Origin of the sequence: Pseudaminobacter soli (ex Zhang et al. 2022) (assembly GCF_014595955.1) — a bacterium.
GTDB lineage: Bacteria > Pseudomonadota > Alphaproteobacteria > Rhizobiales > Rhizobiaceae > Kumtagia > Kumtagia pseudosoli.
Map to the genome: position 1 here is coordinate 64,212 of NZ_JABVCF010000001.1, position 26,423 is coordinate 90,634.

22 protein-coding genes, 1 tRNA gene and 1 pseudogene are annotated in these 26,423 nt (G+C 63.2%); 15 read left to right on the top strand and 9 right to left on the bottom strand.

Annotation, left to right across the window (positions count from 1 at the left end):
• Positions 1 to 21: 21 nt before the first annotated feature.
• Positions 22 to 1,905 carry a L,D-transpeptidase family protein gene (locus HUI96_RS00320; protein WP_425299174.1) on the top strand — a complete coding sequence of 628 codons (1,884 nt, stop codon included), beginning with the start codon at positions 22 to 24 and terminating at the stop codon, positions 1,903 to 1,905.
• A gap of 209 nt (positions 1,906 to 2,114) precedes the next feature.
• Positions 2,115 to 2,190: transfer RNA gene (locus HUI96_RS00325), tRNA-Val, on the top strand.
• A 121-nt stretch (positions 2,191 to 2,311) separates the two neighbouring features.
• Here the strand turns inward: HUI96_RS00325 and HUI96_RS00330 are convergent.
• A pseudogene (locus HUI96_RS00330) lies at positions 2,312 to 2,521 on the bottom strand (Orn/Lys/Arg decarboxylase N-terminal domain-containing protein); the annotation flags it as partial.
• Positions 2,522 to 2,813: 292 nt separating this feature from the next.
• On the opposite strand from HUI96_RS00330, the gene HUI96_RS00335 reads away from it, so the two are divergent.
• A complete protein-coding gene (locus tag HUI96_RS00335) occupies positions 2,814 to 3,275 on the top strand; it encodes a nuclear transport factor 2 family protein (protein WP_188252644.1) in 462 nt (153 codons plus the stop codon).
• A 58-nt stretch (positions 3,276 to 3,333) separates the two neighbouring features.
• Here HUI96_RS00335 and HUI96_RS00340 read toward each other — a convergent pair whose 3' ends face one another.
• The 4 genes from HUI96_RS00340 to HUI96_RS00355 form a co-directional block, all read right to left on the bottom strand.
• Complete coding sequence (locus tag HUI96_RS00340; RefSeq protein ID WP_188252645.1) at positions 3,334 to 4,350, bottom strand: sulfate/molybdate ABC transporter ATP-binding protein; 1,017 nt, start codon at positions 4,348 to 4,350, stop codon at positions 3,334 to 3,336.
• Complete coding sequence (cysW, locus tag HUI96_RS00345) at positions 4,347 to 5,243, bottom strand: sulfate ABC transporter permease subunit CysW (protein WP_188252646.1); 897 nt, start codon at positions 5,241 to 5,243, stop codon at positions 4,347 to 4,349. Before cysW ends, HUI96_RS00340 begins: the two co-directional genes overlap by 4 nt.
• 1 nt (position 5,244) lies before the next feature.
• Complete coding sequence (gene cysT / locus HUI96_RS00350; RefSeq protein ID WP_188252647.1) at positions 5,245 to 6,066, bottom strand: sulfate ABC transporter permease subunit CysT; 822 nt, start codon at positions 6,064 to 6,066, stop codon at positions 5,245 to 5,247.
• A 72-nt stretch (positions 6,067 to 6,138) separates the two neighbouring features.
• On the bottom strand, positions 6,139 to 7,125 hold the full coding sequence (locus HUI96_RS00355) for a sulfate ABC transporter substrate-binding protein (RefSeq protein WP_188252648.1): 987 nt from the start codon (positions 7,123 to 7,125) through the stop codon (positions 6,139 to 6,141).
• Between the two features lie 512 nt (positions 7,126 to 7,637).
• On the opposite strand from HUI96_RS00355, the gene HUI96_RS00360 reads away from it, so the two are divergent.
• Positions 7,638 to 9,260: an ABC-F family ATP-binding cassette domain-containing protein gene (locus HUI96_RS00360; RefSeq protein WP_188252649.1), complete on the top strand. Its 1,623-nt coding sequence runs from the start codon at positions 7,638 to 7,640 to the stop codon at positions 9,258 to 9,260.
• A 14-nt stretch (positions 9,261 to 9,274) separates the two neighbouring features.
• On the opposite strand, the gene HUI96_RS00365 is transcribed toward HUI96_RS00360, so the two are convergent.
• The 4 genes from HUI96_RS00365 to HUI96_RS30215 form a co-directional block, all read right to left on the bottom strand.
• Positions 9,275 to 11,149 carry a DEAD/DEAH box helicase gene (locus HUI96_RS00365; protein WP_188252650.1) on the bottom strand — a complete coding sequence of 625 codons (1,875 nt, stop codon included), beginning with the start codon at positions 11,147 to 11,149 and terminating at the stop codon, positions 9,275 to 9,277.
• Between the two features lie 196 nt (positions 11,150 to 11,345).
• Positions 11,346 to 12,665, bottom strand: a complete 1,320-nt coding sequence (locus tag HUI96_RS00370) for an HlyD family type I secretion periplasmic adaptor subunit (protein WP_188252651.1) — start codon at positions 12,663 to 12,665, stop codon at positions 11,346 to 11,348.
• 86 nt (positions 12,666 to 12,751) lie between these two features.
• Positions 12,752 to 14,485, bottom strand: a complete 1,734-nt coding sequence (locus tag HUI96_RS00375; protein ID WP_188252652.1) for a type I secretion system permease/ATPase — start codon at positions 14,483 to 14,485, stop codon at positions 12,752 to 12,754.
• 181 nt (positions 14,486 to 14,666) lie between these two features.
• On the bottom strand, positions 14,667 to 15,059 hold the full coding sequence (locus tag HUI96_RS30215; RefSeq protein WP_425299175.1) for a BA14K family protein: 393 nt from the start codon (positions 15,057 to 15,059) through the stop codon (positions 14,667 to 14,669).
• Between the two features lie 157 nt (positions 15,060 to 15,216).
• On the opposite strand from HUI96_RS30215, the gene HUI96_RS00385 reads away from it, so the two are divergent.
• From HUI96_RS00385 to HUI96_RS00435, 11 genes are all read left to right on the top strand, one after another.
• On the top strand, positions 15,217 to 15,759 hold the full coding sequence (locus tag HUI96_RS00385) for a hypothetical protein (RefSeq protein WP_188252653.1): 543 nt from the start codon (positions 15,217 to 15,219) through the stop codon (positions 15,757 to 15,759).
• 3 nt (positions 15,760 to 15,762) lie between these two features.
• Positions 15,763 to 16,041 carry a DUF1236 domain-containing protein gene (locus HUI96_RS29235; RefSeq protein ID WP_188252654.1) on the top strand — a complete coding sequence of 93 codons (279 nt, stop codon included), beginning with the start codon at positions 15,763 to 15,765 and terminating at the stop codon, positions 16,039 to 16,041.
• A 168-nt stretch (positions 16,042 to 16,209) separates the two neighbouring features.
• Positions 16,210 to 17,640 (top strand): pyridoxal phosphate-dependent decarboxylase family protein, encoded by a 1,431-nt coding sequence (locus HUI96_RS00395; RefSeq protein ID WP_188252655.1) that lies wholly within the window; start codon positions 16,210 to 16,212, stop codon positions 17,638 to 17,640.
• Positions 17,641 to 17,719: 79 nt separating this feature from the next.
• Complete coding sequence (locus HUI96_RS00400; RefSeq protein WP_188252656.1) at positions 17,720 to 18,508, top strand: DeoR/GlpR family DNA-binding transcription regulator; 789 nt, start codon at positions 17,720 to 17,722, stop codon at positions 18,506 to 18,508.
• Between the two features lie 144 nt (positions 18,509 to 18,652).
• Positions 18,653 to 20,176 carry a glycerol-3-phosphate dehydrogenase gene (glpD, locus tag HUI96_RS00405; protein WP_188252657.1) on the top strand — a complete coding sequence of 508 codons (1,524 nt, stop codon included), beginning with the start codon at positions 18,653 to 18,655 and terminating at the stop codon, positions 20,174 to 20,176.
• 28 nt (positions 20,177 to 20,204) lie between these two features.
• On the top strand, positions 20,205 to 21,284 hold the full coding sequence (locus tag HUI96_RS00410) for an ABC transporter ATP-binding protein (protein WP_188252658.1): 1,080 nt from the start codon (positions 20,205 to 20,207) through the stop codon (positions 21,282 to 21,284).
• 13 nt (positions 21,285 to 21,297) lie between these two features.
• Positions 21,298 to 22,365, top strand: coding sequence for an ABC transporter ATP-binding protein (locus HUI96_RS00415; protein WP_188252659.1), 1,068 nt, complete (start codon positions 21,298 to 21,300; stop codon positions 22,363 to 22,365).
• 3 nt (positions 22,366 to 22,368) lie between these two features.
• Positions 22,369 to 23,235 (top strand): carbohydrate ABC transporter permease, encoded by an 867-nt coding sequence (locus HUI96_RS00420; protein ID WP_188252660.1) that lies wholly within the window; start codon positions 22,369 to 22,371, stop codon positions 23,233 to 23,235.
• A gap of 97 nt (positions 23,236 to 23,332) precedes the next feature.
• Positions 23,333 to 24,151: a carbohydrate ABC transporter permease gene (locus HUI96_RS00425; RefSeq protein WP_188253157.1), complete on the top strand. Its 819-nt coding sequence runs from the start codon at positions 23,333 to 23,335 to the stop codon at positions 24,149 to 24,151.
• Entirely contained in the window at positions 24,151 to 24,558 is a 408-nt protein-coding gene (locus tag HUI96_RS00430) for a DUF2160 domain-containing protein (protein WP_188252661.1), read from the top strand. The genes HUI96_RS00425 and HUI96_RS00430 overlap by 1 nt, the downstream gene beginning before the upstream one ends.
• 77 nt (positions 24,559 to 24,635) lie before the next feature.
• The gene (locus HUI96_RS00435; protein ID WP_188252662.1) at positions 24,636 to 26,357 is read left to right on the top strand and encodes an ABC transporter substrate-binding protein; all 1,722 of its coding nucleotides are present in this window, start codon (positions 24,636 to 24,638) and stop codon (positions 26,355 to 26,357) included.
• Positions 26,358 to 26,423 lie beyond the last annotated feature (66 nt).

Consider the following 26,423-nt stretch of genomic DNA (forward strand, 5'->3'; position numbering starts at 1 on the left):
ATGACGCCAAGGCCACGATGGGTGTCAATCCTTCTGCTGACGGCAGCCACAGCTGCGCTCGCCGTATCAGCGCCCGAAGCGCGAGCTGCCAACATCTTTGATTTCATATTTGGCGGCGGCTACCGATACCGCCAGCCGGTGTATCGTCCGGAATACAGGCCGCTCTACAGAGAACAATACCAGCAGCAGTACTGGCAAGGCCGCCCCGCGCCCAGGAAGGCGCAGCGCTCGGCTCCCCTGCAGAAGATCACCGGACCTGTCTACTATGCCTACAAGCCGGACCGTCTGGTGAAGGTGGATTTCGCGCCTTTGCTCGAGGCGGCAGTGCCAGCAGCCTATAGCGTATCGGCGCAGCCGGCCTCCTTCGACGCTTCGCTTCCGGGGCTGCAGGATTACAAGCTGCTTGCTGAGCGCGACATCGCCGAGGCTCTCACCAGCTACTATTCGGCCAATCGCGCCTTCATCTGGATCGAGCAGGGGGCAGCGAGCCCCGCCGCGAAAGACGCGCTGCAAGTTCTCAGCGACGCAGCGAGCTATGGCCTGGACCCGGCAGACTATGCGGTGTCATTGCCGGACCCTGGGGGACTAGCGTCGACACCTGACGCCCGGGCCAATGAGTTCATTCGTTTCGAGATGGCACTCTCGGCACGCCTGCTGCGCTATGTCCAAGACGCAACCCAGGGGCGCATCGACCCCAACCGAATCTCCGGTTACCATGACCTGCCGCGCAAGCCGCTCAAGCTCGCGGGAGTGCTTAACATAGTGGCGCACAGCAACGACCTGCGCGCCTATCTTCAATCGCGTCATCCGCAGAATCCGGAATTCCAAGCCCTTCAGGCCGAACTGAAGGCGCTGGAGGCGAGTGCCGAGACCGAGATATCCGTCGATCCCAAGCTTCTGCTGAAACCCGGCGAAAGCAGCCCGGAACTGCCGAAACTGCTCGGCGTGATTGCCGGAGACCTCGGCGACCTCGGCGGGGGCTTCGGCGAAACTCTGTCGAATCACGGCCAAAGCGAGAAGTATTCCAAGGAACTCGTGCCGCTGGTGAAGGCTGTCCAGAAGCGCCACGGTCTGAGGCCGGACGGCGTCATCGGGCCGCGCACTGTTCGTGCAATTGCGGGGACTCCGACGCCGGAGCGTATCGAAAAGGTGCGGCTCGCGATGGAGCAACTGCGCTGGCTGCCATCCGATCTCGGCAGCCCGCGCGTTTTCGTCAACCAGCCCGCCTTCACGGCGAGCTATATCGACGGCGGCGACGAGAAGCTTAAGATGCGCGTCGTCATCGGCGCCCCTTCCACACAGACCAGCTTCTTCGCAGACGAGATCGAACAGGTCGACTACAATCCCTATTGGGGCGTGCCGCAGTCGATCATCGTCAACGAGATGCTGCCGCGGCTTCGCAGCGATCCGGGTTATCTCGACAGGGCCGGCTACGAGGTGCTCGACGCGAAGGGCCGGCGCATTCCGTCCACGGCCATCGATTGGGACCGGTTCGGCTCGAAGGTTCCTTATTCGGTACGCCAGATACCGAGCGAGGCGAACGCTCTGGGCGAACTGAAGATCCTGTTCCCGAACAAGCACGCCATCTACATGCACGACACGCCGACCAAGCATCTCTTCCAGCGTGACATGCGCGCCTTCAGCCATGGCTGCATCCGTCTGGAGGACCCGCGCGGCATGGCCGCTGCCGTGCTCGGCACATCGGTCGATCACGTCGCGGAGAAGCTAAAGAACGGTCATTCGGTGGAGAAGGTGACCGGGAGAATCCCGGTCTACGTCGCCTACTTCACCGCCTGGCCGACGGCGACCGGCAAGGTGGAGTATTTCGCGGATGTGTATGAGCGGGACGAACACCTGAAGACGGCGCTGGAACTCACCGCTGAGACGAGGGCACCCACTTCTTGAGCAGGCGAGCGTCCCGCCATTGGCTGGCGCTCGTGAACTGCCGCTCCTTCCGCGCGGGCTTGCTCCCGGCAAGATCGGTCACTGATCGGCGGGCGGAAGGCTTCGGGTGGTCCCTGCACCTGAGAAGGGGGGAGGGAACAACTCGCAGCGAAGCTGCCAGACTGCCCTTGCGCTGCCGGAGGGAAGTGCTTAAAGCTCCGGCACGCGTCGGGCGATTAGCTCAGTTGGTAGAGCGCTTCGTTTACACCGAAGATGTCGGCGGTTCGAGTCCGTCATCGCCCACCAATTTTTTCAACAACTTAGCGGGACAGCGGAAGAACGCCGCCACGTGCCCCTGAAGGCGTGGCAGGCCGAAAGCCGCGGAAAACGCCGGGGTGCGGCCATCCTAGGCTTCCGGCGGGAACGGGCTCTCGTCTTCCGAGCCGTCCACCGAGATCAGCCAGCAGGACTTGCTGTTGAATATCTCGGCGAGCCGCCGGGCGTCCTTGTAATTGATGCCGCCGACGATGCGGAAACCTTCCTTCTCAATTGCGGCAGCCAATTGCTGCATGCCGCGTCCGGCGGAATGCCTGCCCTCATAGTCTTCGTCTATGATGGATTTATGAGGCTCGCCCAACCGGTCGGGGCGTCTGGCGCTGGTGAGCACCCCGGGCCGTCCGGTTGTTGCTCGAGCACACGAAGCTGGAGAGCACCGTGCGATGTCTCCGGATCGAGGTCGAGACGTGATCGCGATTTCCGGGCAAGTCGATCTCTAAGCTAGACGGCAGCGGCGCACTTAGATGAGAAGGTGCGCCGGATCACTGTCTGGTGCTCATTACCTCCGACGTAATCGACCGCTCTCCGCTTCCCTGGCAGAAGCAAACACATCGACGCCCCCACCGGGAACCCGGCGCAAAGAGGAGAGCACCATGTCCGCCAATTTCACCGCCGTCAGGGAGAGTTCAGCCAGAACCGCGAGTTCCACCTCCAAAACCACTCGGGCTGTCGTGCAGGAGCTCCTCGCCGCGCGGCTGGCCGGGAACACCGAGCGGCTCGTCGCGCTGTTCGCCGATGAGGTCGACTGGATGCTCGCCGAGAACCCCGCCGCGCCGTGGATCCGCCCGCGGTCCACCGCCGCCGACTGTGCTGCCCAGTTCACGGAATTGATGGAGTATACCGTGCCCGAGGACGCGCGCGCCTCTGTCGACAGCTTCCTCGTCGACGGCGCCGACGCGGTCCTGATGGGGCACCTGTCGGGGACCGTGCGCGCGACGGGAAAGTCCTTCCAGGGCCCGTTTGCACTGCGCCTTACCGTCGAGGACGGCCGGATCACCCGACACCACCTCTACGAGAACAGCCTGTCGATCGCCGAGGCCTGCTCCCCGGACTGACCCATGTCGTTCCAAGAGTTCAAGTGCGATTGCCGTCACTGACGGGAGCAACAACTTGCTAGGCGAGGGGGAAGGCGTGGGCGCGGCGCACGCGCAGGGTTTGGCGGTCGCCCTTCTCGATCCGCGTCTCTGGCGGCATGTCGAGCTCCAAGGTGGTGCCGTCTTCGAGCCGCACGACGACGCGCCGCCCGTCGGGGCGATCGATGACACGGGTCACTTCCGCCGGAATGTCTCCTTCGCCCCAGCTCAGATCCGCGGGGCGCACAAAGATTTCCGCCTGGCCATCGGGCAGCGAGGGGACCGCGACCGTTCCACCGGCAACCCGGGCCGAGCCGGAGGTCACGGGGCCGACAAGACGGTGCGCGTCGCCGAGGAATTTGGTTACGAAAGGCGAATTCGGCCGCCGGCAGACCTCCTCGGGTGTCCCTTCCTGTACGATGCGTCCCTGCTCGAGAATGACCACGCGATCAGCGAGGTCGAGCGCTTCTTCCTGGTCGTGGGTCACGAACAATGTCGTGATGCCCAACTGGTCGTGGATCTCGCGCAGCCAGCGGCGAAGGTCGCGGCGCACATTGGCGTCGAGCGCGCCGAACGGCTCGTCGAGGAGAAGCACCCGCGGATCGACGGCAAGCGCGCGGGCGAGCGCCACGCGCTGCCGCTGGCCCCCGGAGATCTGCGTCGGGAACCGGTCGCCGAGCCCTTCGAGTCTGACGAGGGCGAGAAGCTCCGTCACGCGAGTGGCGATCTCCTCCCGGCTCCGCTTCCGCTTCGAGACCTTCATGCCGAAGGCGATGTTCTCCGCAACCGTCATGTGGGGGAACAGCGCGTAGTGCTGGAACACGAAGCCCACGCCGCGGTCGCGAACGGGAATGTCGGTCGCATCCTTGTCGCCGAACAGGATGCTCCCGCTGTCGGCATATTCCAGGCCTGCAACCATGCGCAGGATCGTCGTCTTGCCCGAGCCGGACGGCCCGAGCAGAGCGATCAGTTCGCCACTCTCGATCTCGAGCGAGACCCCGTGAACGGCGCGGAAGGTGTCAAAGGTCTTCACGACAGTGTCGAGCGTGATCTTCATTGGTGCGTTTCCTTTGCCTCGACTGCAGGACCGGCGAGCATCGGCCGGCCGGCACGGCCAGCACCCTGGTGCTCCAGGATCACCTTCGCCACGATGGTGACGAGAGCCAGAGCGGTGAGGATCGATGCGGCGGCGAAGGCGCCGACGGTCTGGTAGTCGTGGTAGAGCAGTTCGACGTGGAGCGGCAGCGTGTTGGTTTGGCCGCGGATGTTGCCGGAGACAACCGAGACGGCGCCGAACTCGCCCATGACGCGGGCGTTGCAGAGCACCACGCCATAGAGCATGGCCCAGCGGATATTGGGCAGCGTAACGGAGAAGAATGTCCGCCAGCCGGAAGCGCCGAGCGAGGTTGCGGCCTCTTCAAGGTCGCGTCCCTGCGCCTGCATCAGCGGGATCAGTTCACGCGCGACGAACGGCGCGGTCACGAACATTGAGGCAAGCACGATTCCGGGGAGCGCGAAGAGGATCTTGATGTCGGCTGCCTGCAGCGCCGGACCAAACACCCCCTGCAGCCCGTAGACGAACAGATAGGCTACGCCCGCGACGATCGGCGAGATCGAGAAGGGAATCTCGATCACCACGGTGAGCAGTCGCTTGCCCGGGAAATCGAACTTGGTGATCGCCCAGGCGGCCGCGATGCCGAACGCCGTGTTGATGGGAACGGCGATCAACGCCGTCGCCACCGTCATGAAGATCGCGTGACGCGTGTCGGGCTGCGCAATTGTCCGGGCGAAGGTCGAAAAGCCCTGCGAAAACGCCTGGACAAAGATAACCACGAGCGGTGCGAGAATGAGCACCGCGCCCACGAGGAGCACGAAGGCGATGAGGCTGCGCCGGACCGCCGGCGCGTCCCCGACGCGGGGCGGCTTGGCCTTCCGGAGGTATTTGCTCACGTCACGACCTCGCCGTGTAGCGCAGGGCGCGCGCCTGCAGGAAGTTTGTCACGGCGAGCATGGCAAAGGCCGTGATCAGCAGGACCGAAGCGATCGCGGCAGCCGCCTGATAGTCATATTCCTCGAGACGGATGAAGGCGAGGAGCGCCGTGATCTCGGTCTCGAAAGGCTGATTGCCGGCAATGAAGATGATCGCGCCGAACTCCCCGAGGCTGCGGGCGAATGCCAGCGAGACGCCGGCGAGGAGTGCGGGGACGAGCAGCGGCAGGATGACCTTACGGAAGATGGCAACGTCGGATCCGCCCAAAGACTGGGCGGCTTCCTCAAGCGCCGGGTCGAGATCCTCCAGCACCGGCTGCACGGTCCGCACGATGAAGGGGAGGCTCGTAAAAGCCATCGCGATCATGATGCCGAGCGGGGTATAGGCTACGCGGATCCCGGCTTCCGACAGCCAGGACCCGAACCAGCCGTTCGGCGCGAAGAGCGTCGTGAGTGCTATTCCCGCCACTGCTGTAGGCAGCGCGAACGGCAGGTCGACAATGGCGTCGACGAGCCGTTTGCCGGGGAAGGAATAGCGCACCAGCACCCAGGCGAGCGCCAGTCCGAAGACAAGGTTGAAGACGGTCGCGGCGGCGGCGGAGAGGACCGTCACCCGATAGCTGGCCAAGGCCCGGCCTGACGAGATGATGCGCCAGTAATCCTCGGGACCGAGGCTCGCGGCCTTGAAGATCAGCGCGCCGAGCGGCAGCGCGACGATCAGGCCGACATATAAGAGTGTGATGCCAAGGGATAGGGTGAGACCCGGCAGGACGCGACGGCGCACGCAGACTACCTTTCGCAAACAGAGATGGCCGGCGAGTCAAGACCCGCCGGCCCGCGGTTAAGTGAGGAAGGTTCAGCGTTCGCCGTAGATCTGGTCGAGGAGGGCGCCGGAGGCAAAGTGCTCCGCCTGGATCTTCTCCCATCCGCCGAAGACGTCCTCCACCGTCACGAGACGGACTTCAGGGAACTGATCCTTGAATTCGGCCGCGACTGCCTCGTCGTTCACACGGTTGCCGTTGGCGGCGACGATCTTCTGGCCCTCGGGGGTGTAGAGGAAATCGAGATAGGACTTGGCCAGATCGCGGGAGCCGCGCTTGTCGACGACCATGTCGACGATCGCAACGGGGAACTCTGCGAGCAGGCTGACGGAGGGGACGACGGTATCGAACTTGTCCTCGCCGAACTCCTTGGCGATGCCGCGCGTTTCCGCCTCGAACGTGATCAGCACGTCGCCGATCTGGCGCTCGACGAAGGTCGTCGTCGCTGCGCGGCCGCCCGTGTCGAACACCGGGACGTTGCCGAACAGCTTGCCGATGAATTCGCTGACCTTGGCCTGGTCGTTGCCGAACACTTCCTTCGCGTAGGCCGTGGCTGCGAGGTAGGTATAGCGCGCGTTCCCGGAGGTCTTGGGATTGGGGAAGATGACTTTCACGTCCTCGCGGACAAGGTCGCCCCAGTCCTTGATGCCCTTGGGATTGCCCTCGCGCACGAGGAAGGCGGGCAGCGAATAGAAGGGCGAGGCCTGGTTCGGGAATTCGCTTTGCCAGTCTTCCGAAACGAAGCCGCCCTTCACGAGTGCGTCGACGTCGGTGACCTGGTTGAAGGTAACGACGTCGGCCTCGAGGCCTTCCAGGATGGCGCGAGCCTGACGCGACGAGCCGCCATGCGACTGGTCGATCGTCTTGCCAGGGTTCTTGGCGACGAACGCCTCGTTGATCTGTGCAAAGAGCTCCCGCGAGATATCGTAGGACGCGTTCAGGATCTTGTCAGCCGACTGGGCATAGGCGGGCGCGGCGACAAGCGCATAGAGCGCGGCGCCGACGAGGAGGAGTTTCTTCATCTGGAATTCCCAAGCGATAGTGCACTGTGCAATCGCTCGCAAGATACTCGGGATCACGGTGCCAAGAGAGGAACAGGCGCGCTGTGTTCCCTCCAATCTTAGAACATCATTCCGTTGAACCACCCGGTTCGGGACTGATGTTGTGGCTCCTCTCACCGGTGGCGGTCTACCCGGCACGCTTGGGAGGCGCACATCAAGGCTAGCGGCAAAGACACTCAACGACGCATTCCTCGTTCTGGGTGCCGCCATTGATGAAATCGAAGCCTGTATGACCGCTTCCGGCGTGTCTCCGGAGCGGGCTTCCGCAGGAGTGCGCAGGGCGACGAGTTGACGCCCATAGCGGACATAAAGGGCCGCTGTAAGTTCAAGAGCACAACAGTGCGCGGCCTGACAAGGTTGTCACTGACGCGGAATCGCGATTGCGACATCGACACCCTTGCGCTGGTGCGGTCGCGATGATTTAGCGGCGGCAGGTTCGTCGGTGTCCACTAACCTCAACGCATCGGAAATCCATGATCCGCCTCGAGAATATCAGCAAGCAGAACGGCAAGCAGATCGTCTTCATCGAAGCCTCGGCCGCGCTTCAACGCGGCGAGAAAATCGGCCTGGTGGGGCCGAACGGTGCGGGCAAGACAACACTGTTCCGCATGATCACCGGGGAGGAACTGCCGGACGAGGGGCAAGTCTCCGTCGATCGCGGCGTGAGCATTGGCTATTTTAGCCAGGACGTCGGCGACATGTCCGGCAAGAGCGCCGTGCTCGAGGTCATTGACGGTGTCGGGCCGGTCAGCGAGCTTGCCGCGGCGATGGCCGAACTGGAAGCCGCGATGGGCGATCCCGATTGTGCCGACGATATGGACGATCTCCTGGCCCGTTATGGCGAAGTACAGGGGCGTTTCGACGAGCTTGACGGCTATGCGCTGGACGGCCGCGCGCGCGAAATCCTTGGCGGTCTGGGGTTCAGCCCGGAGATGATGGACGGCGACGTCGCGAAACTCTCCGGCGGCTGGAAGATGCGCGTAGCGCTAGCCCGGATACTCCTGATGCGGCCAGACGTGATGCTGCTCGACGAACCGTCGAACCATCTCGATCTCGAGAGCCTGATCTGGCTGGAGAATTTCCTGAAGGGCTTCGACGGCGCGCTGCTGATGACGTCGCACGACCGCGAGTTCATGAACCGCATCGTCGGCAAGATCGTCGAGATCGACGGTGGTTCGCTCACCTCCTACTCCGGCGACTATGAGTTCTACCGTCAACAGCGTGCCGTGGCCGAGGTGCAACAGCAGGCCCAGTTCGAGCGCCAGCAGGCCATGCTCGCCAAGGAGATCGCCTTCATCGAGCGCTTCAAGGCGCGCGCCAGTCACGCCGCGCAGGTCCAGAGCCGAGTCAAGAAGCTAGAGAAGATCGACAGGGTCGAGCCGCCGAAACGCCAGCAGACGGTGCGCTTCGAGTTCCAGCCTGCGCCGCGGTCAGGCGAGGACGTCGCGACGCTGAAGAACATCCACAAGAGCTACGGCGCCCGGAAAATCTATGAGGGCCTCGACTTCCAGATCCGCCGACGCGAGCGCTGGTGCGTGATGGGCGTCAACGGCGCCGGCAAGTCGACGCTCCTCAAGCTCGTGGCAGGCGAGTCGAAGCCCGACCAGGGCTCCGTCGCACGCGGTCCGAGCGTGAGGATGGGCTATTTCGCGCAGCACGCGATGGAAGTGCTCGACGGCGATCGCACCGTGCTGCAGTTCCTGGAGGATTCGTTCCCGCAGGCCGGCCAGGCACCGCTACGCGCGCTCGCCGGCTGCTTCGGTTTCTCCGGCGACGAGATCGAGAAGAAGTGCCGGGTTCTGTCCGGCGGCGAGAAGGCGCGCCTCGTCATGGCGAGAATGCTGTTCGATCCGCCGAACTTCCTGGTTCTCGATGAGCCGACCAACCATCTCGACATCGCGACAAAGCAGATGCTGATCGAGGCACTTTCCCGCTATGAGGGCGCCATGCTGTTCGTCAGCCACGACCGGCATTTCCTCGCCGCTCTGTCCAACCGCGTGCTGGAACTGACCCCGGACGGTCTGCACACCTATGGCGGCGGCTATACCGAATATGTAGAGCGCACCGGCCAGGAGGCGCCGGGCCTGCGCAGCTAGACGCTACGCCCGGATCACTCTGGGCGCTTGGGCTTCTTGCCGCCGGGTTTGCCCCACGGCTTGCCGCTCGCCGGCTTCCCTGCGAAAGGCTTGCCGTCCGGCGATCCGCCCTTGCGGTGCGGCTTCTTGAACGGTTTCGGCCCGCCCTTGAAGTCCGGCCTGGAGTCGGACTTGCCCTTGAACTTCGGCTTGCCCTGCCACTGCCGCTCGCCTGCCTCGCGGGCCGGCGCGATCACGATGCCGCGCTCCGAGTTGCCCGGCTCTCTGATCCGGGTGGCGAAATCCGCGGCCTTCTCGGTGGATATCTCGAAGCGGGTCTCGGTGTCGTCGATTCTGATCGAGCCGACATCGCGCTTCGACACGCCGCCAGCCTTGCAGATCATCGGCAGCAGCCATTTCGGGTCGGCGCGTTGCTTGCGCCCGAGTGAAAGGGTGAACCAGACGCCGCCCTCCATGCGCGGGCCGCTCGGCTCGCGGACCGCTGCCGGGACGCCGTCCTCTTCGAACCGCCTGTCGCGCTTGGGCTTTCTGGTCTGCATGTCGGCGACGGGGAGGGGGAAGATGTCCTCCGGAACCGGGCGAGCGGCGAGCTGCTGGCGAAGGAAGGCTGCGGCAAGCCGTTCCACGTCGACCTGGTCCAGTAACTCGGCCACGAAGGCAGCTTCCGCCTCGTCGGGTGGGGCCGCGGAGAGGGCGGTATCCAGAATCTCCCTGCGGTTGCGTGCTTCGATCTCGGCTATGCCGGGCGCCGCGCGAACGGTCGCCACCAACTTCGCCAATGCCAGGACGCGCTGGGCGGCTCCGCGCCTATGCTCGGGGACGATGAGCACGCAGATGCCCTTGCGGCCCGCGCGCCCCGTCCTACCGGAGCGGTGAAGCAGGGTCGCCGGATTGCTCGGCACGTCGGCATGGATCACGAGGTCGAGGTTCGGCAGGTCAATGCCGCGCGCCGCGACGTCGGTCGCCACGCAGACATGCGCCCGGCCGTCACGCATGGACTGCAACGCGTTCGACCGCTCGGACTGCGCCATCTCGCCCGAAAGCGAGACGACCGAGAATCCCCGGTTGGCGAGGCGCGCCGTAAGGTGGCGCACCGCCTCGCGCGTATGGCAGAATATCAATGCGCTAGTGGAATCTGAATTGAGCAGCGTGTTGATGACGGCGCGTTCGCGCTCGTCGCGCCGCACCAGCATCAACTGGTAGTCGATATCGGCATGCTGTTCGGTCGACGCTGTCGTTGCGATGCGCACCGCGTCGCGCTGGAAAGTCTTGGCCAGTTCGGCGATGCCTCGCGGGACGGTCGCGGAGAACAGCAGCGTCCGGCGCTCTTGCGGGGCTGCGCCCAGGATGAACTCGAGATCCTCGCGGAAACCGAGATCCAGCATTTCGTCGGCCTCGTCGAGCACCACGGCGCGCAGTGCGCTCAGGTCCAGCCCGCCCCTGGTGATGTGGTCGCGCAGGCGTCCGGGTGTTCCGACGACGAGATGCGCACCGCGCTCCAGCGCCCGGCGCTCCTTGCGCATGTCCATGCCGCCGACGCAGCTCGCGGTCACCATGCCGGTCGCCGCGTAGAGCCAGTCGAGTTCCCGCTGCACCTGGATCGCTAGCTCGCGGGTCGGAGCGATGACGAGGCCCAGCGGCTGGCTGGCCGCTCCGAAATGCTCGCCCTCACCGAGCAGCGTCGATGCGATCGCGATGCCGAAGGCGACCGTCTTTCCCGAGCCGGTCTGTGCCGATACGAGGAGGTCAGCCTCGCCATGGCCCCCGCTTGCCATCTCGATCTGAACCGGCGTCAACTGGCTGTAGCCCTTGGCCGCGAGGGCCGAAGCGAGGGCGGGGTGGATGGCAGCCGGCAGGGATGCGCTGGCTGCGTCGTCGGTAGGCGTCATGGTGGCGGTCTCTGTGAGCGCGCCGCATACCACAGCCGCTGCTTGGCACCAACCGGAATGAAAAGGAACCAACGCGTCAGCCGCGGCCAGAACGATCAATGCTCTAAGCGCCAAGCTCCTCGCTTAGAGCAAAGATGTCGGCATCGCTCACCAGCGAGCCGGCCAAGAGCGGCTCGCTGGAATCGAGCCCGACCGCCTAGTTCTCCAGCAAGCCTTTCGAGAAGGCGTCCGTCAGCGGCCGGACGAGGTACTGCACCATCGTGCGCTCGCCTCCGGCTACGATCACCTCAGCCGGCATGCCGGCCTGCAGACGCTTGCGAACTTCCTGCGGTATCTCCTTCTCGCTGACTGCGATGCGGGCGTTGTAGTACGGTTCGATCTGCGGATTGTCGGGCTGGATGACATCCGGCGACACGACCTGCACGGAACCGAAGATCACCGGCGTTTTCCTGCCCGAGATTGCCGGGAAGCGGACCTCCGCCGTGCCGCCGACTGCCACCTCGTCGACGTCGAGCGGGCGCACGCGGGCATTGATGATCAGTTCGTCATCAAGCGGTACGATCTCCATGAGAGGCTCGGCCGGGCGGACGACGCCGGATTTGGTGTGGATCTTCACGTTCTGGACCATTCCGTGCACCGGGGCGCGTATGACGGTTCGGTCGAGGACGTCCTGCGCCTGCTTAACCCGTTCCGCCACTTCACTGATCTTGTCGCGGATGTCGCGCAATTCGGTGCTTGCCCGTTCGATGAACTCCTGGTCGAGTTGCAGGATACGCAGCTTCGTCTCGGTGATCGCCTCGTTCGCCTTGGCCCTGTCGGCCAGAAGGCGTCCGAGATTGCCCTCGATCTCCATTCCGCCGCGCATCAACTCAGCGAGCTGATTGGCCGAGACGTAGCCCTTCTTCTGGCCCGCTTCCATCCGGCCGGTCTGCTCCGCCAGCGAATCGCGCTGCTCCGTAAGGGACTTCTCCTGTGCATCCAGGCCGGACACCTCGCCTTCGAGCTGCTTCACGCGCGCTTCCAGTATACCGATTTGACCGTCCTTGGTGGCCTTGCGGTCGCGGAACTGCTGGCGCTGCAAAGCCACATAGGCCGGCTCCTCGCCGGCAGTGGCCGCCTGGGCGTCCTTCGGAAAGGCGACTTCGTCGGCATCGACGCTCTCGGCCTGCAGGCGCGCCTCGGTCGCACGCAGAAGCGCCAGCCGATCTATAAGGACCGTATAGTTGCCCTCCGCCTGGGTTGGGTCCAGCCGCACCAGGACGTCGCCGCGATCGACCATATCGCCGTCTCTGATAACGATTTCGGAGATGATGCCACCTTCCAGGTGCTGGATCGTCTTCCGATTGCTCGACACGACGACCATCCCATGCGCGACGACACCGCTGGCAAGCGGCGCCGTGGCCGCCCAGGTGCCGAACACGCCGAAGGTCAAGGCTATCGTCGCGTATCCGAGCGCGATGTAGCGCCTGGGCGAGAAGGCCTTGTCGGACCCTTCAAGATTCTTGTTGTCGCTCATTGCGGCATCCATAATCGGGGCTACCCGCGTCCTCAGATTGAGACGCCTGGACAGATCGAACTTAGTCAACTGAAACGCCATTTTCGTTACTTGGCCGCGACCATATTGGACGGCGCGCTCTGTGATACCTGGGCCTGCGGAACCGGTTTCGGCTGCAGTACGTCTCTCGTCGGGCCGAAGGCACGCATGCGCCCCTCGGCCAGGATCATCGTCTTGTCGCTCAATGCGAGCAGGCCGATCTTGTGGCTGACGAAGACGACGGTGCGCTTGCGCGCCTTTAGATCCTTGAGCGCCCGCAAAAGCGCCTCCTCGCCCTCCATGTCGAGGTTCGAGTTGGGCTCGTCGAGGATGATCAACGCGGGATCATTGAACAGCGCACGAGCCAAGCCGATGCGCTGGCGCTGACCGCCGGAAAGCTGTCGCCCGCCGACGCCGATCTGCGTCTCGTAGCCATCCGGCAGCGATTGGATAAGGTGATGTACACCCGCCCGGTGGGCAGCAAGGATGATCTCTTCCGACTTGGCCTCCCTGAACCGCGCAATGTTCTCCGCAATCGTACCGGCAAACAGTTCCACGGATTGTGGCAGGTAACCGACATGTTCGCCCAGTTCGTCCAGGTTCCAGTGCGACAGTTCGGAGCCGTCGAGGCGCACCCCTCCACCGAGTGGCGTCCACACCCCGACTAACGCCCTGACCAGGCTCGACTTGCCGGCGCCGCTCGGTCCGACCAGCGCCAAGGCCTCGCCCGGCTCGAGAGAAAATGTCACGCCGCTTACGATGGGCGTGCGTGTGCCCGGGGGGGCCACCGCAATCTGGTCAGCCGAAAGCGCACCTTCGGGGCGCGGAAGCTTCGTACGCTCCAGATTCTCCGGGACACTGGCGAACAGGTCCTTCAGACGGCCATAGGCCTGCCTGGCTCCGACGAACTGCTTCCATTGCGAGACGACTTGGTCGACCGGCGCGAGTGCTCGGCCCATCATGATAGAAGCCGCGATCATCACGCCGGGCGTGATCTCGTTCTTGAGAGCGAGGTAGGCACCGACGCCCAGGATCGCAATCTGCAGCACCATGCGGAAGAATTTCGAAGTAGACAGCAGCACGCCCGCACGGTCGCTCGCCGTGGCCTGCAGTTCCAGCATGCGACGGTGCATCGCCGACCAGCGGCCGCGCAGGCTCTGTTCCATGCCCAGGGCGCGGATCACTTCCACGTTCTGAAGGGTAGTGGTGGCGAAATGCTGAGCCGCCTGGCCGCTGGCATTCGCCTCCTGCAGCGTCTTCTTCGTGGTTATCTCATTGAGAATCGTCAGCACGAAGATGACCACGGCACCGATTGTGGCGACCCAGCCGATCCAGGGATGGAAGACGAAGCAGACGACCAGAAACACGGGCACCCACGGCACGTCACAGATGGCGATCAGACCGGCGCCGGTGAGGAAATCCCGAAGCCGGTCGACGTCAGTCAGCGCAAATTCGGACTTGTTGCCGGGCTGAGCCAGTATCGAAGACACCACACGTGAGAACAGTGGGCCGGCGAGGATGTTGTCGAAACGTAACCCCGCGCGTACCAGCACTCGCGACCGGATCCACTCAAGAATGCCGAACACGGCAAGCAGTGCGACAGCGATGCCGGTGAGCGCCACAAGTGTCATCTCGCTGCGGCTCTGCAATACCCGGTCATAGACCTGGAGCATGTAGAGCGGGCCGACGAACATGAGAACGTTTATCGCCGCGCTGAAAACCAGCACGGAACCCACTATGTTTCGGTAAGTCCGAAGTGCTTGCCCAAAAATATTCGGCGTTGCCTGACTATTCGGCACCATGACTCCTGCGTCCGGTTTTTCTTTTTCATCTTATGCATCCGGGCAGTCAGCATGGTTTCCCCCCGCCGCGGTACATGAGGATAATACTCGTGATGAAATCGAGCGACAATACGGCTGGGCTAGAAAGCGCGCGAATTTGCCGCGGTTAACCAACTGGAACTTCTACTTTCTCAGTTCCGGCTTACCGCCGACACTGCCGGCGCGGACCTTCGTAGGGCTGGTAAGTGCAATCCGACGGATCAAAGCTGCGGTAAGCCGCCGCGCAGGCGTCGAAGTTGCATTGAGGCGTTGCAGTCTTTGGCTTCGGCGAAACGGACGAGGTGACGGTCATGTCGACCATTGTACTCGCATCGGCGGCTGTGCTCGTATTGGGCTTGGCAGTGGCGATCTCCTCAGCGCTAAGGAACTTCGGGAACGTCTCTCCCAACTGCAACTTACCTTGCGCGGCTGTGTCAAATGCACCAGCGCCACTGGCGTAGATGGCTGCGATTGTGGCCGCGACAATCATCAGGAAGGCAAATACCAGTCCGCCACCCACCCTGATCTCAGGATCTGCATTCCGACGATAGCTCACGACCTTCAACTCCGCCCCGCGCGCCGCATCCGTCCGTTGCCTTTCCGGGTCTGGTATCGCGGCGCGTCCACTTCACTCGGTTAGGGAACAGACAACAATGCTTCGGAGTTCCGAACCCGGGACGACAATTCTCAAACTGAGTGAGAGGTGAACTAGCATGCGCAAGATACTTCCCCTGGCTGCCGCGGCTCTGCTGTCGTCGGTATTCGCAATGCCCGCTTACGCACAGGAGGCCTCCGAACAGCCTCTGCTGAACCAGCCTGAAACCGGAGCCGCTCCCTCGAACAAGGCTGCATCGAAGCAGCAGGATGCGACCCAAGACCAGGCGCAAGGTGCTGCAGAGCAGCAGAAAAACCAGCAGTCGAACACTGCCGGCGCCGAGCAGCCGAAGGAGGACAACTCGAACGATGCCGCCGCGGCGGATCAGCCTAAAGAGAACGCCGAGGACGCTGCGGGCGTCAAGCAAAAGGAAAGTGATAACCAGAACGCCGCATCCAACTCCGATGAGCAGAACGGCGATGCCTCGAAGGATGCCGCTTCGACATCCGAACAGCCCAACGATCAGAACGCGGCTGAAGCTCAGCGGGACGAGAACGGAACCGCATCAGAGTCCAAGCAGGACAGGGTGAACGCTGACACGGCCCAATCGGACGACCAGAATAGCGCGACCGACAATGCGGCGCAGGCGAACGACGAATAGGATGTGTCCGACGAGACGACAGCCAGCGTGAACATCACCACGGAACAGAGGACCGAAATCCACGAGGTCATCGTCCAGGACGCGCCTCCGCCCGTCGATCTCGACATCAATGTCTCGGTCGGCGTGGAGGTGCCCCGCACCGTGGAACTGCGGCCGCTGCCCCCGCGTGTGATCGAGATCGTGCCGCAGTATAGAAGCTACCAGTTCTTCGTGCTCGCGGACGGTCGGATCATCATCGTGCAGCCGAAGACCTACAAGGTTGTCTACGTCCTGACCGCCTGACGGTCACAAGCAACGACTACATCGCGGCCCCGCCTAGCGGGGCCGCCTAGCATCTAGCATTCACCAGACGTCGCGCTTCTAGCCTGGCAGCCAATCATCGCGGTTCTGTCGCATTGGCACCGACGATGACCGCTTCTAATGGTTCGGTGCTTTGCCGAGGGCCTTGTCATGAACCACGACGAATTCCGGGACTGGTCGCGCCAGGCCGCTGACTGGGGGGCCCGCTATCGCGAGGAGATCCGCCAGCATCCGGTGCGGCCGAAGGCGGGCCCGGGGGAGATCGCCTCGCAGATTCCCACATCGCCTCCGGAGACACCGGAGCGGATGGAGGAGATCTTCGCCGATTTCGAGGCCAAGATCCTGCCCGGCATGACCCATTGGCAGCATCCGCGCTTTTTCGCCTATTTTCCTGCGAACGCCGCGCCGGTCTCAGTCATCGCGGAATACCTCGTGTCCGCGATGGCGGCACAATGCATGCTATGGCAGACCTCGCCGGCGGCGACCGAACTCGAAACGAGGATGGTCGACTGGATGCGGCAGGCGCTGGGTCTGCCGCAACGCTTTGCCGGCGTCATTCAGGATTCGGCGTCATCGGCAACGCTGGCGGCGATCCTCACAATGCGCGAGCGGGCGCTTTCCTGGGAGGGCAACAAGTCCGGCCTGTCCGGCAATCGGCGGCTCAGGGTCTATTGTTCGGATCAAGTGCATACTTCCATCGATCGCGCGATCTGGATCGCCGGCATAGGCGAAGAGAACCTCGTCAAGTTGCCCGGAAGCGGACCGCTGCGCGGCATGGAAGCGGATGCCCTTGAGGCCGCGATCGAGGCGGACAAGCGTGCGGGATATCTGCCTTGTGGCATCGTCGCGTCCGTCGGCGGCACGAGCGTCGGCGGAACGGATGACGTTGGCGCCCTCTCGGACGTGGCGCGCAGGCACGACCTTTACCTCCACGTGGACGCCGCATGGGCCGGCTCGGCGATGATCTGCCCCGAATTCCGCCACTTCTGGGCGGGCGTGGAAAATGCCGACTCGATCGTCTTCAATCCGCACAAGTGGCTTGGCGCCCAGTTCGACTGTTCGATCCAGTTCGTGGCCGAACCGGACGATCTCGTCAGGACGCTGGCGATCCGCCCCGAATATCTGAAGACGCATGGCCGGGATGGCATCATCAACTATTCCGAATGGTCGATACCGCTCGGCCGGCGCTTCCGGGCGCTAAAACTCTGGTTTCTGCTGCGAGCCCATGGTCTTTCCGGATTGCGGCAGATGATCCGCAACCATGTGGCCTGGAGCGAGAACCTCGCCGACCGGCTCCGGGGCGCGCAGGGCTTTCAGATCGTCACCGAACCGATGCTCTCGCTGTTCACCTTCCGTCACGGTGCGCCGTCAGGTGTCGACGAAGACGCCCACAATCTCGCTCTGCTGGAGGCGATCAATGCCGATGGCAGGATCTATCTCACGCAGACCCGGGTGGACGGCAAGGTTGCGATACGGTTCCAGGTGGGACAATTCGAAACCGCAGCCGGGGACATCGACGTGGCCTACGACGCGATCACCGGATGCGCTCAGGCGCTTGGCGGCTATGGATCGGGGCGATAGCGAAACTTTCGTATTCGCGCTTCCGTGGACTTTCGTTTTCGGCTAAGCTGCGAAAAAACGAAAATACGGGAGCAACGCCATGTACCTTTCGGCCCGCCATTCCGAGATCATGCAGATGGCGAAGGAACATGGCCGCGTGCTGGTGGACGATCTGGCCGGTCATTTCGGCGTGACGCCACAGACGATCCGCAAGGACCTGAACGACCTCTGCGAGCAGCGCCTACTCAGCCGCATCCACGGCGGCGCCCTGTTCCCGTCAGGTATCGCCAATCTGGAATATGAAGCGCGCCGCAAGATCGCCGCTACGGAGAAGGAGGCGATCGGCCGCGCCGCCGCGCGCATGGTGCCCGACAACGCCTCGCTCTTCATCAATATCGGCACCACCACCGAGGAGGTCGGGCGCGCACTGCTCGACCACACCGGGCTCATGGTCATCACCAACAACATCAACGTGGCGAACAGGATGCGCGTCTATCCGGGCATCGAGGTGGTGATCGCCGGTGGCATCGTGCGCGGCTCGGACGGCGGTGTGGTGGGCGAGGCCGCGGTCGATTTCATCAAGCAGTTCAAGGTGGACTATGCGGTGATTGGTGCCTCGGCGATCGATGAGGACGGGGCGTTGCTGGACTTCGACTTCCGCGAGGTCAAGGTTGCCCAGGCGATCATCGCAAATGCCCGCCACGTCATCCTCGTTGCCGATTCGACCAAGTTCGAGCGCACCGCTCCAGTCCGGATCGGGCACCTTTCGCAAGTCAACAGCTTCATCACCGACCGCTGCGATATCCCGGCGATCCGCCGCGTCTGCGAGGAGGGCGAAGTCCAACTCATCGAGACCTCGCGCGTGGGTGCGGCGACGGAGCCCGCCTGAAAAGGCGCCCCGGCGGCGCTAAGACACCAGGGCTCTAGACCTCCCCTTTGTCTTTTCATTTGACATTCGTTTTTACCGCGGAATAATCGCGATACAGTTTCGAAAGCTGCAGAAATACTGTGGTGCGAATGTGGAACCGGGTCGGTGGCCGACGCCTCCATACATGACATTTTCATCATAGGCGGCGGCATCAACGGATGTGGGATCGCCCGGGACGCCGCAGGACGTGGCTACTCGGTCTATCTGTGCGAGATGGACGATCTGGCGAGCGGTACGTCATCCAGTTCGACCAAGCTGATCCATGGCGGCCTGCGCTACCTCGAGCACTACGAGTTCCGTCTTGTGCGCGAAGCGTTGATGGAACGCGAGGTACTGTGGAGGATCGCGCCTCACATCATCCGGCCGATGCGCTTCGTGCTGCCGCATGCGGAGGGTTTGCGGCCCGCATGGCTGCTGCGCCTCGGGCTTTTCCTTTACGACCACATTGGCGGTCGCAAACTGTTGCCGCCCACCCGTTCGATCGACATGAGAAGCGATCCGGCCGGCAAGCCGCTGAAGCCGCTGTTCAGGCGCGCTTTCGAATATTCGGATGGCTGGGTCAACGACTCGCGGCTGGTGGTACTGAATGCCCGTGATGCTGCCGATCGTGGCGCAGTCATCCGCACACGAACGAGAGTGGAAAGCGCGCGGCACGAAGGCGGGGAGTGGCGGATCACAATCCGCGATTTGCAAAGCCTGGAAACGCAAGAGGTGAGGGCGCGGCTTCTAGTCAACGCCGCCGGGCCGTGGGTGGACCGGGTGCTCGACGGTGTTGTCGGACAGGAACGGGTCCGCAATGTCCGGCTGGTGGCCGGCAGCCACATCGTGGTCAGGAAGAAGTTCGACGATCCGCGCGCCTATTTCTTCCAGAACCGGGACGGCCGGATCATCTTCGCGATTCCCTACGAGGAGGACTTCACCCTCATCGGAACGACCGACCAGGACTTCGTCGGCGATCCCAAGGATGTCCGCATCACCGACGCCGAGGTCGATTATCTCTGTGAGGCGGCCAGCGAGTATTTCGCCGAGCCGGTTGGGCGCGCCGACATCGTATGGACCTATTCTGCGGTGCGGCCGCTTTTCGATGACGGTGCCTCGAAGGCGCAGGAAGCGACCCGCGACTACGTCCTGAAGTTGGACGGTGGTGCCGGCGGGCCGCCCATCCTTAACATCTTCGGAGGCAAGATCACGACCTACCGCCGGTTGGCGGAGGCGGCGCTGGAGAAGGTTTCGGAGCACCTCGGAGACCGCGGCAGGCCGTGGACCGCCGATCCACCATTGCCAGGGGGCGACTTCCCCGTGACCGGATTCGAAGAACAGGTGGCGCAATTGAGGGCGTCCTATCCGTTCCTTGAGCCATCTCACTCGAGGCGGCTAGCTCGGCTCTACGGAACCCGGGCGCGGGCGCTGCTCGGGGCGGCTCGTTGCGAGGCCGATCTCGGGGCGCATTTCGGTGCCGATCTCCATGAGGCGGAGCTCCGCTATCTCATGCGGCACGAATGGGCTATGACGGCCTATGACGTGCTGTGGCGGCGCACCAAGCTAGGGCTGCGCTTCAGCGAGGACGAGACAGAGAGACTGCAGGACTACATGGCTGCGGCCAACAAGGAAAAGGCCGCCGCAGAATAGGGAAAGCATAAGCCTGGGAGGAGGCGGAATGCTGGAACTTCGGAATGTCACCAAGACGGTCGCCGGCGCGGACCACATCCGCGACGTGTCGCTCACCCTCGAGCACGGCTCACTCAACGTACTCCTCGGGCCGACCCTTTCCGGCAAAACCAGCCTCATGCGCCTGATGGCAGGCCTCGATGCTCCTACCTCCGGATCAATCTGGTTCGACGGTCGGGACGTGACCGGCGTGCCGGTCCAGAAGCGCAATGTCGCGATGGTCTACCAGCAGTTCATCAACTATCCGGCGATGACGGTCTACGAGAACATCGCCTCGCCGCTCCGAGTCGCAGGTGCGGACGCCGCTCGCACCGACCGGGAAGTCAAACGCGCGGCCGAACTGCTGAGGCTCATCCCCTATCTCGACCGTATGCCGCTCAGCCTCTCCGGCGGCCAGCAGCAACGCACGGCACTCGCGCGAGCCATCTCCAAGAACGCCGGCCTGGTCCTTCTCGACGAACCGCTCGCAAATCTCGATTACAAGCTGCGCGAGGAACTCAGGGCCGAACTGCCGAAGATTTTCGCCGAAACGGGGGCGATCTTCGTCTATGCGACGACGGAGCCGCAGGAGGCGCTTCTCTTGGGCGGCAATACGGCGACCCTCTCGGAGGGGCGGGTGACGCAGTTCGGCCCGACCATCGAGGTGTTCCGCCGGCCGAAGGATCTCGTCACCGCCAGAACCTTTGCCGATCCGCCATTGAATACCGTCATCCTTCGCAAGCAGGGTGATAGCTTCCAGTTGGACGGCGGAGCGTTGCCGGTTCCTGCCGGGATGAAGGCCATTCCCGAAGGAACATATGCGATCGGATTCCAGCCTCATCATCTACGGGCGACACGCCCGAACGCCGACGCGATCGTCCTTCCAGCGAAGGTCCTTGTCACCGAAATCACCGGTTCGGAAAGCTTCGTCCACGTCCAGTTCGCCGACGTGCGCTGGGTGATGCTGGCATCCGGCATTCACAGCTACCAACCGGAAGAGATGATCGAGGTGTTCATCGATCCGCGCCATCTCATGGTCTTCGACCACGAGGGCAGGGCGGTCCAGCCTGCACCAAAGGCGGCTGCGTGAGAGGGAGGACGGCATGGCGCGCATCGATCTCGACCATATTCGCCACGCCTACGGCCCCAATCCAAAGGCACCGTCGGATTTTGCCCTGAAACAGGTCAACCATTCGTTCAAGGACGGGGGCGCCTATGCGCTCCTGGGTCCATCCGGATGCGGCAAGACGACCTTGCTCAACATCATATCAGGGTTGCTCCATCCCTCACACGGGCGCCTGCTCTTCGACGGCCACGATGTAACGGACCTGTCGACCCAGGAGCGCAACATTGCGCAGGTGTTCCAGTTCCCGGTCGTCTACGATACCATGACGGTCTACGACAATCTTGCCTTCCCGCTGCGGAACCGGGGCGTGCCGGAAGCGGAAGTGGACGGCAGGGTGCGGGAGACCCTCGCCATGCTGGGACTCTCCGAGCGAGCCGGCTCGCGTGCGCGCCGCCTGACGGCCGACGACAAGCAGAAGATATCGCTCGGCCGCGGGCTCGTGCGCTCCGACGTCAATGCAATCCTCTTTGACGAACCGCTGACGGTGATCGACCCGCACCTGAAATGGGTGCTGCGCTCGCAGTTGAAGCAGCTGCATCGGCGGTTCGGCTACACCATGATCTATGTGACGCACGACCAGACGGAGGCGCTCACCTTCGCCGAGACGGTGGTGGTCATGTACGACGGCGAGATCGTGCAGATCGGAACCCCGGACGAGTTGTTCGAACGGCCCAGCCATACCTTTGTCGGTTATTTCATCGGTTCGCCGGGCATGAATGTGATGCCGGTCGAACTCGAAGGCGCGCGGGCACGTCTCGGATCGCAGATCATCGAATTGCCCTTTCCTCCTGCGAACGCTTCCGGGCGGATAGAGCTCGGCATCCGGCCGGAATATGTGCGCATCGGCCGAAGCGGGCTTCCGGTCCGCGTCACCAAGGTGGAGGATGTCGGGCGGCACAAGATCGTGCGCGCCAGCCTGGAAGGGCGCGAGATCGCGGCAATCCTGGGGGAGGACGAGACCCTCCCGGCGGATGCGCGCGTCAGCTTCGATCCGGTCGGCATCAATCTCTACCAGGACTCCTGGCGCATAGAGACGGGGGTCTGAACCATGGACAAGACCTGGAACAACAAGGCCTGGTTCATGGTCCTGCCGGTGCTGCTGCTGGTCGCCTTCTCGGCGGTGATCCCGCTGATGACGGTGGTCAACTACTCCGTGCAGGACACCTTCGGCAACAACCAGTTCTTCTGGGCGGGCACGGAGTGGTTCGAGGAGATGCTCCACTCCGACCGCTTCTGGCAGGCCATGGCGCGGAGTCTGATCTTCTCGTTCGTGATCCTGGCGATCGAGATCCCGCTCGGCATCGTGATCGCCCTGAACATGCCTCGATCAGGCTGGGGCGTTCCGGTGTGCCTCGTGCTGATGGCCCTGCCGCTGCTCATCCCGTGGAACGTCGTCGGCACGATCTGGCAGGTGTTCGGCCGCGTCGATATCGGCCTTCTCGGCTACGTCATGAACGCGCTCGGCGTCGACTACAACTACGTCAACGATCCGCTCGATGCCTGGGTAACAGTGATCGTCATGGATGTATGGCACTGGACGAGCCTCGTCGTCCTGCTCTGCTATGCCGGCCTGGTCTCCATCCCGGATGCCTACTACCAAGCCGCGAAGATCGACGGCGCCTCCCGCTGGTCGATCTTCCGCCATATCCAGCTTCCGAAGATCAGGCGGGTGCTGCTGATCGCGGTGCTGTTGCGCTTCATGGACTCCTTCATGATCTACACGGAACCGTTCGTGGTCACCGGTGGGGGGCCGGGCAATTCGACGACCTTCCTGTCGATCGATCTCGTCAAGATGGCGGTCGGCCAGTTCGACCTCGGCCCCGCCGCGGCGATGTCGATCATCTACTTCCTGATCATCCTTCTGTTCTCATGGGTGTTCTACACCGTCATGACCAACTCGGGCTCGGAGCGCTGAGATGGCGGACGCGAACGTTACGTCTCCCCGAGCCGGCAGCCTCCCTGCGCCGGGGCCGGCGGTTACCAAGGCAGGCTCCGGCGACGTCGCCCGGGCAATGCGCCGTCGCGGAGATCAATCCCGCTTCTGGTGGCTGATCCCGGCGTTCTACATCGCCTTCTTGATCCTGCCGATCTACTGGCTGGTCAACATGAGCTTCAAGACCAACCAGGAGATTCTCGGTACGCTTTCGCTTTGGCCGCGCGATCCGACCATTCACAACTACATGGTGATCTTCACCGACCCGTCCTGGTACAAGGGTTACATCAATTCGATCATCTATGTCGTTCTGAATACTGTGATCTCCATTGCCGTGGCACTTCCGGCGGCGTACGCCTTCTCGCGCTACCGCTTCCTTGGCGACAAGCACCTCTTCTTCTGGCTTCTGACCAACCGAATGGCCCCTCCGGCGGTGTTCGCGCTGCCCTTCTTCCAGCTCTACTCGGCATTCGGCCTCATCGACACGCATATTGCGGTCGCGCTCGCGCACTGCCTGTTCAACGTGCCGCTGGCGGTCTGGATTCTCGAGGGCTTCATGTCCGGCGTGCCCAAGGAGATCGACGAAACCGCCTATATCGACGGCTATTCGTTTCCGCGCTTCTTCACGAAGATCTTCATGCCGCTGATCGCGTCGGGCATCGGCGTCGCTGCATTCTTCTGCTTCATGTTCTCGTGGGTGGAGCTTTTGATCGCCCGCACGCTGACCACCACGAACGCCAAGCCGATTTCGGCGATCATGACGCGCACGGTTTCAGCCTCCGGGCTCGATTGGGGCGTGCTGGCGGCCGCCGGGGTGCTCACCATCATCCCTGGCGCGCTCGTGATCTGGTTCGTGCGCAACTACATCGCCAGGGGCTTTGCCCTGGGGAGGGTGTGATGACCGCAACCCGCCGTTGGCAGATTCCGCTGATCGTGGTGCTGATCGCCTATCTCGCGACGGCCGCTCTGCTCGCCAGTGTGCTGCCGCTCAAGAACGGCGCCATCGACTGGTTCGCGCCGCTCAGGGCGGGAGGCTGGATGGCCTGGTCATTCCCGACCGCGCTGTTCTTCCTCACCATCGCCCTGCTGCTCGCGCTCATGGCGGTATGGGAATACGCCTCGCCCGGGGGAAATCCCCGCGTCGGCATATTGCGCTTCGAGACGACGCGCGGTGACCGTCTTTTCATTTCGCTGCTCGGCAGCGCCTTCATCCATCTCGCTTGGCTGGGCCTGGTCGGGCCCAACCTGTGGTGGGCACTCGGCCTCTCGGCGGTCTACGCGATCGGCGTGTTCCGCTATGTCTAGGGAGAGGAAACTAACGTTCCGGCCTCCATCGGCTGGATCGGCGATGTCTGGAACTTGATCAACAGGGAGGACTACGCATGAGACCGAACCTATTTGCGACAAGCACCGCGCTTGCCCTGCTGCTCGCGGCAGGAAATGCGTGGGCGGGCATGGATGAAGCGAAAAAATTCCTCGACTCGGAGATCGGCGACATATCGACGCTCGACCGGGCGGCGCAGGAAGCCGAGATGCAGTGGTTCATCGACGCCGCCAAGCCTTTCGCCGGCATGGACATCAAGGTGGTGTCGGAGACGATCACCACGCACGAATATGAATCGAAGACGCTGGCCCCGGCATTCACCGCCATCACCGGCATCAAGCTTACTCATGATTTGATCGGCGAGGGCGACGTCGTCGAGAAACTGCAGACCCAGATGCAGTCGGGCGAGAACATCTACGACGCCTACATCAACGACTCCGACCTGATCGGCACCCACTGGCGCTACCAGCAGGTCCGGAACCTGACGGACTGGATGGCCAACGAAGGCAAGGACGTCACCAATCCAAACCTCAATGTCGACGACTTCATCGGCAAGTCGTTCACGACCGCACCGGACGGCAAGCTTTATCAGTTGCCCGACCAGCAGTTCGCGAACCTCTACTGGTTCCGCTACGACTGGTTCAACGACGAGAAGAACGAGGCCGAATTCAAGGCCAAGTACGGCTATGACCTCGGCGTGCCGGTCAACTGGTCGGCCTATGAGGACATTGCCCAGTTCTTCACCGGCCGCGAGATCGACGGCAAAAAGGTCTACGGCCACATGGACTACGGCAAGAAGGACCCTTCGCTCGGCTGGCGCTTCACCGACGCGTGGCTGTCCATGGCCGGCAATGGTGACAAGGGCATTCCGAACGGCAAGCCTATCGACGAGTGGGGCATCAAGGTCGACGAGAACTCGCGTCCGGTCGGCTCGTGCGTCGCTCGAGGCGGAGACACCAACGGACCCGCTGCGGTCTACTCCATCCAGAAGTATCTTGACTGGATGAAGGCCTACGCTCCGGCCGCCGCACAGGGCATGACATTCTCGGAGTCCGGGCCGGTTCCGTCGCAGGGTGAGATCGCCCAGCAGATCTTCACCTACACGGCCTTCACAGCCGACTTCGTCAAGGACGGACTGCCGGTCGTCAACGCGGACGGCACGCCGAAGTGGCGTTTCGCTCCGTCGCCGCACGGCGTCTACTGGAAGGACGGCATGAAGCTCGGCTATCAGGACGCCGGTTCCTGGACGCTGATGAAGTCCACGCCGGAGGATCGCGCCAAGGCCGCCTGGCTCTATGCGCAGTTCGTCACCTCCAAGACCGTGGACGTGAAGAAGAGCCATGTCGGCCTTACCTTCATCCGCCAGTCGACGCTGGACCACAAGTCCTTCACCGATCGCGCGCCGAAGCTCGGCGGCCTGATCGAGTTCTACCGCTCGCCGGCCCGCCTGCAGTGGTCGCCGACCGGCACCAACGTGCCCGACTATCCGAAGCTGGCGCAGCTTTGGTGGCAGGCGATCGGCGATGCCTCCTCCGGCGCAAAGACCGCCCAGGAGGCCATGGACTCGCTCTGCGCCCAGCAGGAGAAGGTGCTGGAGCGCCTCGAGCGCGCCGGCGTCCAGGGCGACATCGGGCCGAAGCTCGCGGAGGAGCACGATCTCGAATACTGGAACAAGGATGCCGTCTCGAAGGGCAACCTCGCGCCGCAGCTCAAGATCGCGAACGAGAAGGAACAGCCGATCACCATCAACTATGACGAACTGGTGAAGAGCTGGCAGTAGAACCTACAGGGGGACCGGGCATCGACCCGGTCCCCTTTTCGCGAGATGGGCAATGCACTCAGAAAA

What these genes read in the sequence shown, in the direction of transcription:
- HUI96_RS00335 (WP_188252644.1), top strand. Translation starts at nt 2,814, where the DNA reads ATGTCCGCCAATTTCACCGCCGTCAGGGAGAGTTCAGCCAGAACCGCG.
- HUI96_RS00340 (WP_188252645.1), bottom strand. Translation starts at nt 4,350, where the DNA reads ATGAAGATCACGCTCGACACTGTCGTGAAGACCTTTGACACCTTCCGC.
- HUI96_RS00355 (WP_188252648.1), bottom strand. Translation starts at nt 7,125, where the DNA reads ATGAAGAAACTCCTCCTCGTCGGCGCCGCGCTCTATGCGCTTGTCGCC.
- HUI96_RS00360 (WP_188252649.1), top strand. Translation starts at nt 7,638, where the DNA reads ATGATCCGCCTCGAGAATATCAGCAAGCAGAACGGCAAGCAGATCGTC.
- HUI96_RS00365 (WP_188252650.1), bottom strand. Translation starts at nt 11,149, where the DNA reads ATGACGCCTACCGACGACGCAGCCAGCGCATCCCTGCCGGCTGCCATC.
- HUI96_RS00370 (WP_188252651.1), bottom strand. Translation starts at nt 12,665, where the DNA reads ATGAGCGACAACAAGAATCTTGAAGGGTCCGACAAGGCCTTCTCGCCC.
- HUI96_RS00375 (WP_188252652.1), bottom strand. Translation starts at nt 14,485, where the DNA reads ATGGTGCCGAATAGTCAGGCAACGCCGAATATTTTTGGGCAAGCACTT.
- HUI96_RS00385 (WP_188252653.1), top strand. Translation starts at nt 15,217, where the DNA reads ATGCGCAAGATACTTCCCCTGGCTGCCGCGGCTCTGCTGTCGTCGGTA.
- HUI96_RS00395 (WP_188252655.1), top strand. Translation starts at nt 16,210, where the DNA reads ATGAACCACGACGAATTCCGGGACTGGTCGCGCCAGGCCGCTGACTGG.
- HUI96_RS00400 (WP_188252656.1), top strand. Translation starts at nt 17,720, where the DNA reads ATGTACCTTTCGGCCCGCCATTCCGAGATCATGCAGATGGCGAAGGAA.
- HUI96_RS00410 (WP_188252658.1), top strand. Translation starts at nt 20,205, where the DNA reads ATGCTGGAACTTCGGAATGTCACCAAGACGGTCGCCGGCGCGGACCAC.
- HUI96_RS00415 (WP_188252659.1), top strand. Translation starts at nt 21,298, where the DNA reads ATGGCGCGCATCGATCTCGACCATATTCGCCACGCCTACGGCCCCAAT.
- HUI96_RS00420 (WP_188252660.1), top strand. Translation starts at nt 22,369, where the DNA reads ATGGACAAGACCTGGAACAACAAGGCCTGGTTCATGGTCCTGCCGGTG.
- HUI96_RS00425 (WP_188253157.1), top strand. Translation starts at nt 23,333, where the DNA reads ATGCGCCGTCGCGGAGATCAATCCCGCTTCTGGTGGCTGATCCCGGCG.
- HUI96_RS00430 (WP_188252661.1), top strand. Translation starts at nt 24,151, where the DNA reads ATGACCGCAACCCGCCGTTGGCAGATTCCGCTGATCGTGGTGCTGATC.
- HUI96_RS00435 (WP_188252662.1), top strand. Translation starts at nt 24,636, where the DNA reads ATGAGACCGAACCTATTTGCGACAAGCACCGCGCTTGCCCTGCTGCTC.